Origin of the sequence: Microcystis wesenbergii NRERC-220 (assembly GCF_032027425.1) — a bacterium.
Taxonomy (GTDB): Bacteria; Cyanobacteriota; Cyanobacteriia; order Cyanobacteriales; family Microcystaceae; genus Microcystis; species Microcystis wesenbergii_A.
Genome location: NZ_JAVSJA010000001.1, coordinates 1231622 through 1247169 on the forward strand (window position 1 = coordinate 1231622; position 15548 = coordinate 1247169).

The window sequence follows — 15548 nt, forward strand, 5'->3', positions numbered from 1 at the left end:
ACTGATAACTGATAACTGATAACTGATAACTGACTCCTATACTCTAACTGCTAATTGTTCGCGGTAAAGAGAGAGCATTTCGGGGATAACTTGATTGAGATTGCCAGCACCGAGGAAGAGGGCTAGATCCCCTGGTTGGAGAATTTCTAGCAGGAATTGACCTAAAGAACTCAATTCAGGGTGATAGTAGGCGTTTTTATGGTGTTTTCTCACCTGTTCGACCACTTGCTGCCCGGTGACGTGATTGATATTCACTTCCCCAGCACTATAAATATCCGTTAAGACTACCACATCGGCGGAACTGAAAGCGGAGCCGAATTCCTCTAAAAAGGCAGTGGTGCGACTGTAGCGATGGGGTTGGAAAATAGCGATCGAACGTTGGTACTGTTTGCCTTCTACCTTCAATTTTGCCGCCGCTAACGTGGCCAACAATTCGCTAGGATGGTGGGCATAATCATCGATAAAGGTGATGCCGTTTGCTTCTCCCTTGTGTTCAAAACGGCGTTTTGCTCCGGCAAAAGTAGCGATCGCATCGGCAATAACAGCAAATTCTAAACCGAGATAACGTCCGATGGCCACCACTGCCAAAGCATTGCTAATATTATGTTGCCCTGGGATTTTCACTTCCATTTGTCCCAGATAACTGCCCTTTTCCCAGACGGCAGCTTTCATCATTCCCTGTTCATAGATAATCTCGCTGACGGTGTAATCGGCACCTTTTTCGGGATCGAGACTATAACTGATTGTCGGACGGAAATGCTCGGCGATCGTGTCACAATCTAAACAAGCGACTAAAATCTGGCACTGATTGGCAAATTCATGGAAAGTATCGATAACTTCGCTTAAATTATGGTAATGATCCGGGTGATCTAGCTCAATATTAGTGATTACGCCGATTTTCGGGGCGTGTTTGGTTAGGGAACCATCGGACTCATCGGCCTCTGCCACCAAAAAACGACCTTGACCAAGACGAGCGTTACCTTCCCAAGCGTCCACCTCACCACCGACAATGATCGTGGGGTCTAATCCCGCTTCTAACAAAACGTAACCGATTAGGCTGCTAGTGGTGGTTTTGCCGTGGGTGCCAGCGACGGCGATACTGTCGTAATCAGCTATTAAAGCCGCTAAAACGTCGCTACGGTGAAAAATTGGGTATCCTAAGTCTCTGGCCGCTTGATATTCCTTGTTATGGTCATTAATCGCCGTGGAGCAGATTACTTGCGGAACTGTTTGGCTACTGTTTTGAGGGACCGGAGAATGAAATACAGCTAAATTATTGGCCTCTTGACGGTGGAAAATGTGCGCTCCCGCTCCCTGTAGCCTTTGGGTGATATGAGTAGGACGTAAATCGGAGCCAGACACGGGTAAATTGCGTTTGGCTAAGATATAAGCGAGGGCTGACATCCCAATGCCGCCAATACCGATAAAATGGAAAGGTTGGCCGTTAAAATTAACTTTTTTCACTGTTTTCACTCCTCAGACCCACGATTATATAAGTTTTAAACTCGATCGGTAGTAAAGTCAACCTCATGATAGGGGCATTTGAGCAGAATGCCAAAATGTTGCCCAGTCACCTTGCAAAATCCTTGACGCAGAATTAATTTTTTTTCTCCCAATTCCTTTTTTTTGGGAGTGGGAAGTGGGAAGTGGGGTGTGGGGTTTGGGTGTGGGGTGTAGGGTGTGGAGTGTGGGTGTGGGGTGTGGGGTGTGGGGAGAATCAATAAAAATAATCTCCTGTCTCGGAGTCTCCTGTCTCGGAGTCTCCTGTCTCGGAGTCTCCTGTCTCCTATCTCCTGTCTCCTGAATGGTGAGCTAATAAATTATTTCCGATCGGGATCGTAAAGTTCAACCTTTAAGGTATGATTGGGAACATTAATTATTTTTTTATGTATTGCACTAAAACGTAGAGGGCAAGCAGCAGTGATTAGAGTAGCGATCAATGGTTTCGGACGGATTGGACGTAATTTCCTAAGATGTTGGTTAGGACGGACTAATAGTGGCTTGGAGGTAGTGGGGATCAATGATACATCCGATCCCCGTAGTAACGCTCACCTGCTCAAATATGACTCGATGTTAGGCAAACTTAACGCTAATATCGATGCCGATGATAATTCTTTAATTGTTAACGGTAAAACCATTAAATGTTATTCCGATCGCAATCCCCTCAATCTGCCCTGGGCAGAATGGGGTGTAGATTTAGTGATCGAAGCTACCGGTGTTTTCGTCGATGAAGAGGGCGCTTCTAAGCATATTGTCGCAGGAGCTAAAAAAGTCCTCATTACCGCACCGGGTAAGGGTGCGGGTGTGGGAACCTATGTCGTCGGTGTCAACGCTCACGAATACGAACACGATAAATACAACGTCATCAGTAATGCCAGTTGTACCACCAACTGTCTTGCTCCTGTCGTCAAAGTGATTCACGAAAACTTCGGCATCATCAAAGGGACGATGACCACCACCCACAGTTACACTGGTGATCAACGGATTCTGGATGCTAGTCACCGGGATCTGCGTCGCGCCCGCGCCGCTGCCGTTAACATCGTTCCCACCTCCACCGGTGCCGCCAAGGCTGTAGCCTTAGTTATCCCGGAAATGAAAGGGAAACTTAACGGTATCGCTCTGCGTGTACCCACTCCTAACGTTTCTGTGGTGGATTTAGTGGCGCAAGTGGAAAAAAGCACGATCGCGGAACAGGTAAACGAAGTCCTCAAAGAAGCTTCGGAAAATTCTTTGAAAGGAATTCTCGAATATAATGATTTACCCCTCGTTTCCTCTGATTATCGCGGTGTTGATGCTTCCTCGATCATCGATGCTAGTCTAACGATGGTGATGGGTGGCGATATGGTGAAAGTTATCGCTTGGTACGATAACGAATGGGGTTACTCCCAACGGGTGGTTGATCTCGCTGAAGTCGTCGCCAGCAAGTGGAAAGGCTAAATCAGTTAACTGAGCAGTGACAAATTCTCACTGAAAAAGCGCCGATAGATTCCCTCTGTCACCAATTGAGCGGTGATTAGGTTAGCTAGGGCAATCATAAACAGGATCAGTATCTGGTAGGAAGCGGCGTTTAAAGGTTCACTTCCTGCCAATACCTGTCCGGTGAACATTCCGGGTAAACTGACTAAACCCACTACCATCATCTGATTGAGGGTGGGGATTAAACTAGCTCGAATCGCTTCTTTTTGGTAAGATGCGATCGCTTGTTGAGGGGTTGCCCCTAAACAAAGATGGGTTTCGATTTCCAAACGGTGACTTTTAATCGTACTGCTTAATCTTTCCCCGGCTAAAGAGGCACTGTTCATCGCTTGCCCTAACACCATTCCCGTCAAGGGAATCAAGTATTGGGGTGAGTACCATTGTTCTGGTTGAATAATTAAAGCGATCGCATAACCTAAAGTTAGACAGCTACTAATTAATAAAGAGCCGAAAACTAGCGGTAATAGGGCTTTATCCCGGCTATCGATGCGATTTTTAGCAACAATAGTCGCAATAGTCATCATCACTGCCAAAATCCCCAGCACTGCTAGAGGATTATCGAGGGAAAAAATAACGGCGATAACGTAGCCTACCACTAATAATTGCAGGATCGATCGACCGGTCGCTAATAATAATTGTCCCTCTAGAGCTAAATTTGACCAACGGGAGAGGAGTAAACAAATACCCATCATCCCCAAAGCCCAACCCAAATCCACCAGATTTAGTTCTACTAATCCATCCATAAAAATAAAAGAAACAAATTAAAAGGACACTTCATCTATAAATAGCAAGTTTATAATTATTTTTGACTAATTATTGCTTTTTTTCGCCGACAAATCCCGATTAGTCTCTAATTTGAGTGAAAGCGCGTGAGTACAATTCCCCCCGTCGATTTATCCCGTCAATACCAAGTCATCAGCCAAGAAGCTAACCATGCCGTTTTAGAAATCCTCCGTTCTGGGCGCTATATTGGTGGCGAAGCTGTGAGCGAATTAGAACGACAATTTGCCCTCTATCATGGTGTTAGCGATTGTGTCGCCTGTAATTCGGGAACCGATGCCCTTTATCTGGCACTGCGCGCCCTCGGTATTCAAGCGGGGGATGAAGTAATTACTTCTACTTTTTCGTTTATTGCCACCGCCGAAGCGATTAATTTAGTCGGGGCAGTGCCGGTTTTTGTCGATATCGATATTAATACTTTTAACCTCGATGTGGCACTGTTGGAAAAAGCGCTTACTCCCCAAACTAAGGCTATTATTCCAGTACACCTTTTTGGGCAATCTGTCAATATGTCTGAGGTGGTAAATTTCGCTCGTTCTCATAATTTATTGGTGATTGAGGATTGCGCTCAGGCAACGGGAGCAGAATGGCATGGGCAGAAAGTGGGGAGTATCGGCGATATTGGCTGTTTTAGCTTCTTTCCCACCAAAAATTTAGGCGGTTGTGGCGATGGTGGGGCTGTCACCACTAATAACCCTGAGTTAGCGGCACAAATTCGCATGATTAAAGAACACGGCAGCAAGGTGCGTTATCTCCACGAGGTAATCGGGGTGAATAGCCGCTTAGATGCCATTCAAGCGGTTATTTTGCAAATTAAGCTGAAATACCTCGATTTTTGGAATAATCAACGGATCGAGATTGCCCAACGTTATCGGGAATTACTGCAACCTTTGCCTAATATCACTTTACCTGCTGCTTTAGCCGGGGGTAAGCACGTTTGGAATCAGTACACAATCCTAACGGAAAATCGTGACCAAATTCGGGCGGCTTTGCAGGAAAAAGATGTCTTATCTATGGTTTATTATCCGATTCCCCTACATTTACAGCCGGTTTATCAGTATTTAGGCTATAAAAAAGGTGATTTACCCGTGGCTGAATTGGCCAGTGAAAAAGTGTTATCTTTACCTATGTTTCCCGATTTAAGCTTTGAGGAACAACAACAGGTAGCCTATGCGCTGAAAGATTGTTTGCATAGTTCCTGATTTATCAGTAGGAATTATGAATGATGAATTAGGAATTATCAAGTGGGAAGAATAAATAAAAATAATCTCCTGATACTAAATCTGGTTATTAAAAACTGATTATTTATTCCCTCCACCCCCCCGATGTCGGGGGGGCAGGGGGGGTTGCCTTTTGCCTGTCCTCACAAGTAGCCTATACTCAACGGATTTAGTATCAATAATTAAGCGGTTAAATCGATTAACTTTTGTTTTAAAGTTTCCAATCCTAGCCGCCGAATAGCCGAGATAAAAACAGCTTGGGGATATTTTTCCTTAGCTATTTCCAAATCGTCGCTTTTTACCTGATCCAACTTATTAAACACCATTAACATTGGACCAGTTTGAATCGGCATCTCCGAGAGGATTTTTAACACCGAGGCAATCTGACTTTCCCAAGCTGGATGGGAGAGATCCACCAGATGGAGTAAGGCGTCTGCTTCCGTTACTTCCTCCAAAGTTGCCCGAAAAGCATCCACCAGCGAGGGGGGTAATTCATGGATAAAACCCACCGTATCGGTTAGTAAGAGGGGGTGAGATGCTTGGGTGAGGGGATCGGTAATAGTTAAGCGTCGGGTGGTGGGATCGAGGGTAGCAAACAGTTGATCGGCGGTATAAACTTCGGCAGCGGTGAGAGCATTAATTAAAGTAGATTTTCCCGCATTGGTGTAACCGACGATCGCCACACTGGCTACCTCTTGTTTTTGCCGTTGTTTGCGTAAACGGGAACGATGAGCTTGCAGTTGATCCACCTCATCCTGGAGACGGGATAAACGACGTTGAATAGTTCGGCGTTCTGTTTCTAATTTTGTCTCCCCCGGTCCGCGAGTGCCAATTCCTCCCCCTAATCTCGACATGGCTAATCCGCGCCCGGTGAGACGCGGTAAAGTGTATTCTAATTGGGCTAATTCTACCTGTAGTTTACCCGCTTGGGATTGGGCCCGTTGGGCGAAAATGTCCAGGATCACCTCGGTGCGATCGACCACTCTCACCCCGATTTGGTTCTCTAGATTGCGAATTTGGGCGGGAGAAAGATCCCGATTGAATACAACTAAATTAGCCCCGGAAGTTTGCACCTGTAGGGCGATTTCTGCCACTTTTCCCGAACCGATCACTGTTTGAGGATGGGGATGATCCCGTTTTTGTCGGGTGACTTGCAAAACTTTGCCCCCGGCGGTATCAACTAAACGTTCTAATTCGCTTAAACCGTCCTCGAACTGGCGATCGCTCATACCGTCGGTGATTAAACCAACCAATAGCACCCGATCTTCGGCTGTATCAACGGTTATAGCGGTAAATTCTCGCTGAAACTCCGCCTCTAGTCCTTCCACTAACTCTAAAAAGTCCTGTTTGCTTAAATCCTCTAGATTTAAGGGCGGGGAGACAGACCAGTATATATTACTATTGACATTTGTTTGACTTTGTGGTATGAGATGCGCCAGATAGACCTGCTCCACATAACCGGTCGCCCCACCACCGCGACGGATCATGCCTGTGCCGGTTAGGGTTAAGATCACCAGTGCGTCTAATCTTTGCAGAGCCATGGCGGTTAAACTGGATTCTTTTGGCGGTTCCTGCTTGAGTTCCGTGGCGATACAACGAATTCCGCAAAGACGTTCGGACCCGTAGCGGGGTAGTTCCAAGAGGGAAAATTGGGTTTGTCGGGGGGTTCCCACTCCCACACGAATTACCTGGCCGCGACGGTTGATATAGGTGCAGAGGGGTTGATGAATATCGGTACTAATAGCCGCCAGTCTTTGGGCGAATTCTGGGGTGGTGAGAGTATCGATGGGTAAGCGTTCATGGTACAGCCTTTGTAGCTGTTTCATCTGACTGGCTTTCAGTCCCTGGGTATTGCCGAAGATGGTATCGATAGGCTTTCCTCGCAATTAGGATTTTATGTATTATTGTAGCGATTTTGACCATCGCTGCCCTTTTATACTAAATCCAGTTATTAAAAACTGATTATCTATTCCTCCTATTGCCTATTGCATGAGTAGAAAACGGGTTTCTCGGAGAAACCCGTTTTCTGTGCGTTACTCAGAAGCCCGCCCTAATTGGGGTAAAATTGGGCAGTATCAATGGTTATTTTCCATATTATGCTCGCTTCTACTCAGGAACTCCTCGAAACCGCTCGCAAAAATATCTATGCGATCGGGGCTTTTAATGTTTATAACCTAGAAGGGGTCAAAGCGGTGATTAGTGCCGCCGAGGATTGTCGTAGTCCCGCTATGTTGCAAATTCACCCCAGCGCTTTGCGTTATGGCAGTTCCACCCTCGTCGCTCTCTGTTTAGAGGCTGCTCGCTCGGCCAAGGTTCCTATCTCGGTCCATCTTGACCATAGCACTAAAGCCAGCGATATCTACGAGGCCCTAGAAGCGGGGATGACCTCAATTATGGCCGATGGCTCTCATCTTCCCTACCAAGATAATCTCGCTTTTACCAAAGAAATGACTCGTCTAGCTCACGAATACGGGGCTGTGGTGGAGGCAGAAATCGGCCGAATTAGCGGCACTGAGGACGGGTTAACTATTGCCGAAAAAGAGGCTAAAATGACAGATCCAGAGCAAGCAGTGCAATTTGTGGAAGCGACGGGAGTGGATTCTCTGGCCGTAACTATCGGTAATGTCCATGGCGAGTACAAAAGTCCGCCCCGTCTCGATTTCGATCGCCTGGACCGGATTCGACAACTTCTGTCTATTCCCCTAGTTTTACACGGTGCTTCCGGTTTACCCCCAGAAATGATCGGGCGATCGATCCAGTTAGGAGTCTGCAAATTTAATGTTAATACGGAAGTGCGTCAAGCCTATATGCAGTCCCTGAAACGGGAAATTTGCGGGCCAGAGGATAAGGATTTATTAGAAATCGCAGGAGAGGCAATTTCCGCAATGAAATCGGTAATTATCGACAAATTAACCCTTTTTGGTGCTGTCAATAAGGCCCATCTCCACGAAACTCCCTACGCTCAAATGTTAGCGGGACTATCAGTTATCAGTAAACAGTAATCAGTTATCAGTTATCAGTAAACAGTTATCAGTTATCAGTAGATATCTGCAATTCACTGAAAAAATACGGGTTAATCAACCAGAAAGACTTTTAGTCTTGAGATAATAGTAGCTGGAGGTCTAGTAAGCTGAAACCTCACATTTGATAACTGGTAACTGATCACTGATCACTGAGATAAAATGCCGATGAAAAAATTAATTCTAGCCACGAGTAACCCGGGTAAATTAGCAGAGATAGGGGAATACTTAACCGATATCGACCTAGAATTGCAGTTAAAACCCGATGATTTAGAGATAGAGGAAACAGGGGCGACTTTTGCCGAAAATGCCTATTTAAAAGCTGCTCAAATTGCCCTAACATTGGGAGAATGGTCGATCGCCGATGATTCGGGATTGGAAGTAACCGGGTTAGGAAATGCCCCGGGGATTTACTCGGCCCGCTATGGTAAAAATGATCGAGAAAGAATCGATCGCCTCGTCAGAGAATTAGGAGATAATCAGGATCGTTCGGCCCGTTTTGTCTGTGTAATTGCGATCGCCCGTCCCGATGGTGAGATTGCCTTGAGCGCCACAGGAATCTGCACGGGAGAAATTCTCACCAGTCCTAGGGGTAAAGGTGGTTTTGGTTACGATCCGATTTTTTATGTCCCCGAATACGCTTTAACCTTTGCGGAAATGTCTCCCGAATTAAAAAGAAAAATTAGCCATCGAGGACGAGCTTTTGAGCAATTGCTGCCCCATCTCAAGACTCTCGCGGGTACAAATTCATTAAAGCCCTGACTTGTTCAGCATGATAAGAGCTTCTTGTCAAGGGACTCGCAACAATTTGTAAAAATCCCAGAGACTCCCCGTATTCGCGCCAAGCTTGGAACTGTTCGGGGGTGATAAATTCCTGTACACCGAGATGTTTTGGCGATGGTTGCAGATACTGCCCGATGGTGAGAATATCACAATCAACGGCCCGTAAATCGTCCATCACTTGCCGCACTTCCTCGTCGGTTTCCCCCAATCCCACCATAATGCCCGATTTTGTGTAGGTAGCGGGAACAATGGCGCGAGCGCGCTGCAATAATTCTAGAGAACGCTGGTAATCACCCTGGGGACGCACACGACGGTAGAGACGGGGAACAGTTTCGGTATTGTGGTTTAAAACTTCAGGTTTAGCGGCAAGAATTAAAGCTAAAGCCTGCCAATTGCCGCAAAGATCGGGAATCAGCACTTCGATGGTGGTTTTTTGGGAAATGCGGCGAATTTCCTCGATACAACGGACAAATTGACTAGCACCCCCATCAGCCAAATCATCGCGATTGACAGAAGTGATCACTACATGATTAAGATCGAGACGTTGCACGGCTGCCGCTAGTCGCAGGGGTTCCGTGGAGTCTAAAGGTTGGGGTTTTTTCTCAAAATCTATATCACAGTAAGGACAGGCGCGAGTGCAAGCAGGACCCATAATTAAAAAGGTAGCCGTCCCCGCGTGGAAACATTCGCCGATATTGGGACAGGAAGCCTCCTCACAAACGGTATTTAAGCCTAAATCGCGTAAAACTTCCTTAACACTGCCGACTCGCTGCCATTGCGGTGCTTTTACCCGTAACCACTCTGGTTTGACCGTCACGCCTGAACTACTCCGATAATTTTTGCCTATATCTGTAATATCCTAGCAAGTCTCGACCCACTCAAGGCAGAATATGCTATGATAATTTAGCTAAAAACTTTCGGGATGTAGCGCAGCTTGGTAGCGCACTTCGTTCGGGACGAAGGGGCCGCAGGTTCGAATCCTGTCATCCCGATTAAAGACAATCAAGGGTAGATCCCCCCGCCTATCGGCACCCCCCTTAATAAGGGGGGCAGGGGGGATCAGAGTCCAAAATCTATCTTCTATTTGATTATAACTACTTAATTTACCTCCTCTAAGCCCATGTCTAGATTATTAATCAGCCAGTATCAGGCGGAAGTTGAAAAGATTGTCCAGTATGGCGGCAGTCGCAAGGAAACTTCGATTAGAGTCGCTTTTCAGAATTTATTAAATGACTATTGCAAGGCGCGGGATTTTTTGTTAATTCCGGAGTTGGATTATCGCACTAAGTCGGGAAAAGTTGTCTATCCTGACGGGACGGTAAAGGATGCTTTACGGTTAGATTGGGGATATTGGGAAAGTAAGGATCAATACGATAATTTAGACGAGGAAATAGAGAAGAAGTTAGCGAAAGGCTACCCTAATGACAATATTTTATTTGAAGACTCCCAGACGGCGGTTTTAATTCAAGGAGGAGAGGAAAGACTGCGCGTCTCGATGCGCGATGATGAGGCTTTGGATGGGATTATTAATGCTTTTATCAATTATGTACGTCCGGAGGTTGAGGATTTTCGAGAGGCGATTGATAGTTTTAAGGAAGATTTACCAACAATTTTGGAAGCGTTGCGGGGTTTAATTGCGCGGCAGTCGGAGACGAATCGGAATTTTGTGACAGCGCGGGACAAATTTTTAGAGATTTGTCGCAAGTCAATCAATCCAGAAATTAGTCTGGAAGATGTGCGAGAGATGATTATTCAGCACATCCTGACAGAGGATATTTTTATCAATATTTTTAATGAGTCTCAGTTTCACCGGGAAAATAATATCGCTAGGGAATTACAGGGAGTGATTGAAACTTTCTTTACTGGTAATACCAAGCGCAATACTTTAGGGACAATTGAACGTTATTATGCGGTAATTCGGCGGACAGCGGCGAATATTTATAACCACCACGAGAAGCAGAAGTTTCTCAAGGCGATTTATGAGAATTTTTATAAAGCATACAATCCGAAAGCGGCGGACCGGTTGGGAATTGTCTATACACCCAATGAAATTGTCCGTTTTATGATTGAAAGTGTCGATTATTTAGTCCACAAGCATTTTGGTAAGTTGTTGGCGGATCCAGGAGTAGAAATTTTAGATCCAGCGACGGGTACAGGAACTTTTGTAACGGAGTTAATTGAGTATTTACCGAAGGATAAGTTACGGTACAAGTATAAGCATGAGATGCACTGTAATGAGGTGGCAATTCTGCCTTATTATATTGCTAATTTAAATATTGAGTTCACCTACAAGCAGAAGATGGGTGAGTATGAGGAGTTTGAGCATATCTGTTTTGTGGATACCCTGGACCATGCTGCTTTTCATCTCAAGCAGATGGATTTGTTTGCCATGTCGGTGGAGAATACCCAACGCATTCAAAATCAAAATGACCGCAATATTTCTGTAATTATTGGGAATCCTCCTTATAATGCTAATCAGCAAAATGAGAATGACAATAATAAAAATCGGAAGTATCCTGCTATTGATAAGCGCATTAAGGATACTTACATCGAAGAGAGTACAGCGCAGAAGACAAAGCTATATGATATGTATTCTCGCTTCTTTCGTTGGGCTACAGATAGGTTAGGTGAAAATGGTATAATAGCATTTGTCACTAATTCGTCTTTTATTAATGCGAGAACATTTGACGGTTTTAGAAAAGTAGTAGAGAATGAGTTTAGTGAAATTTATATCATTGATTTAGGTGGAAATATTAGAGAAGGAGATAAAACAGGAAATGTCTTTAATATTATGGTGGGGGTTGCAATCACTTTTTTGATAAAAAAAGAAAATACCGATAAATCACCTTGCAAAATTTTTTATCATGAATTGTCAAACTTCAGAAACGTTGAATCCTGTAATAAAACTTTACATTGACAAGCATAATACCCCTATAACATCAAATTTTAAATTGAATAGACAATCCTCCGGAACCAGTGTACATAGCTAATATGTTGACACATGAAACTCTGTAAATAGCGCAGTTTGTCTAATAAGCTTTTCCCAAATCCTTCTTCAATATCTATTAGCTGTAGAATCAGATAAGCGATAATGCAACTATAGATCTGTAGGCGGATTCCGTTCTCGTTTTTAGTGATTAGATTATCCAACTTTAGATGCATTTTTAAAAATTTCCACAGCAGTTCTATTTGCCATCTTTGGATGTAAATTTCGGCAACTTCTTCATTACTAACTGCTCCTTCTCCTTCTAGAGGTAAATCTGTCGCCAGCCGAAATTCTGTTTGACTTTCTAGGTCGCAAAAAGCGACTACTCTTACTTCTATTTGTCTTTTATCTTTTCCGAGTTTACACTTGCCATTTTCGAGCATCTCTAGGCTAATATTATTTTTCACTCTCAAGACAAAATGCTTGTCACTACTCTCTAATAATTCGGTGATTCTTTGATTAGACGCAAATCCTCTATCCATTGCTCCAACTCCATTTACAGGAATTGCTTCTATCGTTTTTCCTCCTTCTTTTGAGTCATGACCTTGACCAAAATGGATGAGTATTCCGACCACCTCTGTTGTGATACTATTAAGACCAGAGAATAGTTTTACTTGATGCCATCCCTGGGACCATAGTAATTTACTGGTTAAGCTAATTATTGTTGAGTCAATAGGAAATAAAGCTCGCGCATTCTCTATTCCTTTTTTGGCAACTAAACGCTTATTTAATTCGACAATGACTTTCTCAAATGGACTTGTTTCTCTAATTTTGCTTGCCTTAGAAAATGTGGATAAATTTACATTAATTCCTTGAAGTACCATTCTACTGCATAAGTCCCTCATACTGACGATGCTTTTATCTAAAGCAAAACCAATCCAACAGGACAAAAATGTAAAAGTATCTAAAGCGGGGTAGTCATTTTTAGGCAGTGGTTTGAGAAGCTCTTTTATGAGTTTTGAAAAATTCGTCATCAGGGCAAACTCCCTATTGTGAGGGGAATAAGTTGTCTAGATTCTATCTATAATAGCATTTTTTTTCTGACTTTTCTCAACGTTCAACACTTCTGGTCAAACTTAGATACAGCTAATGCTAAACTTGGTTATATTTCTCGAACAAAAATATCTGACTTAAGCTTTCAACATATTTTTCCTGACAATCATTATAATTGGATTAATTTAAGTCAGAATGATTTTGATTGTCTGATACCATTGGTAAATAAGAATACTAAACTAGCCAAGTCTGATGCAGAAGAAATGGCAGTTTTTAAACTATTTTCATTGGGTGTAGTAACCAATCGAGATGAATGGGTGTATGATTATTCTGAGAAAAATTTATCATACAAAATGTCTTATTTTTTAGAAATCTATAATAAACAATTAGAAAAAATATCAAAAACAGCAAATGTTTTAGAAGAAAAATTATCCACTGAGATTAAGTGGACAAGAGACTTAAAAAAACAATTAACAAATAATAGTAAAATAAGTTTTGATGAGAATTGCATATTACCATCTCTATATAGAAGTTTTGTCTCAAAATATATTTACTGGGATAAATGTGTCAATGAAATGCAATATCAACTTCCACAAATTTTTCCTAAAATAAATACTCAAAACATAGTCATAATCTATTCTTTTGGTAAGAGATCTAATTTTGCTTTATTATCAATCAATAAAGTATTTAGCTTAGATATATTCTTGCCTAATGCTACACAATGTCTCCCCCTCTACCGCTACGACAAAGAAGGAAACCGTATCGATAATATCACCGATTGGGGATTGCAACAATTCCAAAACCATTACAACGATAAAACCATCACCAAACTCGATATCTTCCACTACACTTATGCAGTCCTCCACTACCCGGAATATCGCAGTAAATATGAATTAAACCTCAAGCGAGAATTTCCCCGGCTTCCCTTTTACGATAACTTCTCTCAATGGGTAGAATGGGGAAGCAAACTAATGGAATTACATATCAACTATGAAACCGTCGCACCCTACCCACTAACCCGCATTGATACTAATAATAACCTCAAACCAAAAACTAAACTAAAAGCTGACCGAGAAAAAAATTCCATCAACCTCGATGATGTCACTTTCCTACAAGATATTCCCAAAATTGCCTGGGAATATAAACTCGGTAATCGTTCGGCCCTAGAATGGATATTAGATCAATATAAGGAAAAGAAACCCAAAGATCAAACCATCGCCGAAAGATTTAATCATTATCGCTTTGCCGATTATAAAGAAACAGTAATTGACTTACTACAAAGAGTCTGTACTGTCAGCGTCGAAACCATGAAAATAATAGAAGCGATGAGACATTAAAAAGATTGCGGCTTTTCGTCCCTCTTATTCTCGGACCTTCCCTCCCATTCAGAACCGTACATGAGACTTTCACCTTTTATGGCTCCTAAGTACCTAAGCAAAATTAATTACACATATCTGCCTTTTGCATGAGTGCCTTTCTTCACTAGGAAATTTATTTTGCACGACTACTTAGTTTGAAAGTCTTGCTAGAAACCAGTTTTAGGGACAAGTATAATTACTCACTTGCATAAATGAGATGCTCCCTGTATTGTTAACTAAAACTGAGCGACCAAAAAATGCCATCTAAAAAATATATTGTGGATTTAACCCCATCAGAAAGAAGCGATCGGTCAAAAATAACTAACAAAGGGAAAACGGCAGCTTATAAAATAAATCATGCCCGAATTTTACTGAAGGCAGATATTAATCAAGAAGGAGGAGGATGGACAGATAGTAAGATTAGTGAATCATTAAATATTGGTCATGCGACTATTGAAAGGATCAGAAAAAGGTTTGTTGAAGAAGGGATAGAATCAGCCCTAAATCGACGAGAGCAAAAAAAACGTCGTCCGAGAATAATTGATGGGGAAAAAGAAGCCGATCTAATGGCGATTGCTTGTAGTGAAACCCCAAGGAAAAAAAGGAGTTGGACTCTTCAAATGCTGGCGGATAAAATGGTAGAACTAAAAGTAGTTGAACAAGTGTCGATTGAGACGATTAGACAAAGCTTAAAAAAAACGAACTTAAACCTTGGCTCCATGAATGTTGGGTAATTCCGCCACAATCAAACGCCGAATTTGTCTGCGGCATGGAAGAAGTTTTAGATATTTATCAACGTCCTTACGACGAAAAAAATCCTTGGGTTTGTTTTGATGAAAGTTGTAAACAGTTAGGGAAAGAAACCCGGGAAGTAATTCCTCCAGAACCTGGTCAATTAGAACGTTATGACTATCAATATGAACGGAATGGAGTGGCTAATCTCTTTATGTTTTTTGAGCCGTTAACAGGGTGGAGACATACCTCGTAACTGACCAAAGAACAGCCATTGATTATGCTCATCAAATGAAATATTTAGTAGATAAGCGTTATCCTCAAGCTGAAAAAATTGGAGTAATTCAAGCTCAATTGAATACTCATGTTAAAGCATCTTTATACAAAGCTTTTCCTCCAGAAGAAGCCAAACGAATTTTGGATAAATTAGAGTTTCATTATCCTCCTAAACATGGCAGTTGGTTGAATATGGCAGAAATTGAATTGAGTGTTTTAAATCGTCAGTGTCTTAATCGTCGTATCCCGGATCGAGATGCTCTCAAATTAGAAATTACTGCTTGGGAAGAAGAGAGAAATCAAAAATCTAGTTCTGTTAATTGGCGATTTACCACAGCAGATTCCCGGATCAAACTAAAGCGACTTTATCCCTCAATACAAACTTGATGACCTACTAGTTCTATAATCAGATCACGGCTAATTT

General features: G+C 42.7%; 9 protein-coding genes, 1 tRNA gene and 3 pseudogenes. 8 read left to right on the forward strand and 5 right to left on the reverse strand.

Annotated features, from left to right (window positions below; all coding sequences use genetic code 11):
• Positions 1–36 precede the first annotated feature (36 nt).
• Positions 37–1464, reverse strand: coding sequence for a UDP-N-acetylmuramate--L-alanine ligase (gene murC, locus RAM70_RS05965; RefSeq protein WP_045359496.1), 1428 nt, complete (start codon positions 1462–1464; stop codon positions 37–39).
• Between the two features lie 456 nt (positions 1465–1920).
• Between murC and RAM70_RS05970 the strand changes: the two genes are divergently transcribed.
• Positions 1921–2937, forward strand: a complete 1017-nt coding sequence (locus tag RAM70_RS05970; RefSeq protein WP_312672779.1) for a type I glyceraldehyde-3-phosphate dehydrogenase — start codon at positions 1921–1923, stop codon at positions 2935–2937.
• 5 nt (positions 2938–2942) lie between these two features.
• On the opposite strand, the gene RAM70_RS05975 is transcribed toward RAM70_RS05970, so the two are convergent.
• Positions 2943–3719, reverse strand: a complete 777-nt coding sequence (locus tag RAM70_RS05975; protein WP_045359500.1) for an ABC transporter permease — start codon at positions 3717–3719, stop codon at positions 2943–2945.
• Between the two features lie 126 nt (positions 3720–3845).
• Here RAM70_RS05975 and RAM70_RS05980 point away from each other — a divergent pair, with 126 nt between their 5' ends.
• The gene (locus tag RAM70_RS05980; RefSeq protein ID WP_190381520.1) at positions 3846–4958 is read left to right on the forward strand and encodes an aminotransferase class I/II-fold pyridoxal phosphate-dependent enzyme; all 1113 of its coding nucleotides are present in this window, start codon (positions 3846–3848) and stop codon (positions 4956–4958) included.
• A gap of 200 nt (positions 4959–5158) precedes the next feature.
• Here RAM70_RS05980 and hflX read toward each other — a convergent pair whose 3' ends face one another.
• Complete coding sequence (gene hflX, locus RAM70_RS05985; RefSeq protein ID WP_312672784.1) at positions 5159–6862, reverse strand: GTPase HflX; 1704 nt, start codon at positions 6860–6862, stop codon at positions 5159–5161.
• A gap of 210 nt (positions 6863–7072) precedes the next feature.
• Between hflX and RAM70_RS05990 the strand changes: the two genes are divergently transcribed.
• Positions 7073–7978, forward strand: a complete 906-nt coding sequence (locus RAM70_RS05990) for a class II fructose-bisphosphate aldolase (RefSeq protein WP_288016615.1) — start codon at positions 7073–7075, stop codon at positions 7976–7978.
• Positions 7979–8164: 186 nt separating this feature from the next.
• A complete protein-coding gene (gene rdgB, locus RAM70_RS05995; protein WP_108935505.1) occupies positions 8165–8758 on the forward strand; it encodes an RdgB/HAM1 family non-canonical purine NTP pyrophosphatase in 594 nt (197 codons plus the stop codon).
• Here rdgB and lipA read toward each other — a convergent pair.
• Complete coding sequence (gene lipA, locus RAM70_RS06000) at positions 8721–9626, reverse strand: lipoyl synthase (protein ID WP_312675822.1); 906 nt, start codon at positions 9624–9626, stop codon at positions 8721–8723. The two genes, rdgB and lipA, sit on opposite strands and share 38 nt — an antisense overlap.
• A 71-nt stretch (positions 9627–9697) precedes the next feature.
• Here lipA and RAM70_RS06005 point away from each other — a divergent pair.
• Positions 9698–9771 (forward strand) — tRNA-Pro (locus tag RAM70_RS06005).
• A 128-nt stretch (positions 9772–9899) separates the two neighbouring features.
• Positions 9900–11642 (forward strand): annotated as a pseudogene (locus RAM70_RS06010) (N-6 DNA methylase); the annotation flags it as partial.
• Positions 11643–11725: 83 nt separating this feature from the next.
• On the opposite strand, the gene RAM70_RS06015 reads toward RAM70_RS06010, so the two are convergent.
• Positions 11726–12742, reverse strand: coding sequence for an IS4 family transposase (locus RAM70_RS06015; RefSeq protein ID WP_288016859.1), 1017 nt, complete (start codon positions 12740–12742; stop codon positions 11726–11728).
• 108 nt (positions 12743–12850) lie between these two features.
• Here RAM70_RS06015 and RAM70_RS06020 point away from each other — a divergent pair.
• Together RAM70_RS06020 and RAM70_RS06025 are read left to right on the forward strand one after the other, a co-directional pair.
• A pseudogene (locus RAM70_RS06020) lies at positions 12851–14095 on the forward strand (type ISP restriction/modification enzyme); the annotation flags it as partial.
• Positions 14096–14373: 278 nt separating this feature from the next.
• A pseudogene (locus RAM70_RS06025) lies at positions 14374–15511 on the forward strand (IS630 family transposase).
• Positions 15512–15548: the final 37 nt, after the last annotated feature.

Coding starts and splice junctions, on each gene's coding strand:
- RAM70_RS05975 (WP_045359500.1), bottom strand. CDS start 3,719: ATGGATGGATTAGTAGAACTAAATCTGGTGGATTTGGGTTGGGCTTTG.
- RAM70_RS05990 (WP_288016615.1), top strand. CDS start 7,073: ATGCTCGCTTCTACTCAGGAACTCCTCGAAACCGCTCGCAAAAATATC.
- rdgB (WP_108935505.1), top strand. CDS start 8,165: ATGAAAAAATTAATTCTAGCCACGAGTAACCCGGGTAAATTAGCAGAG.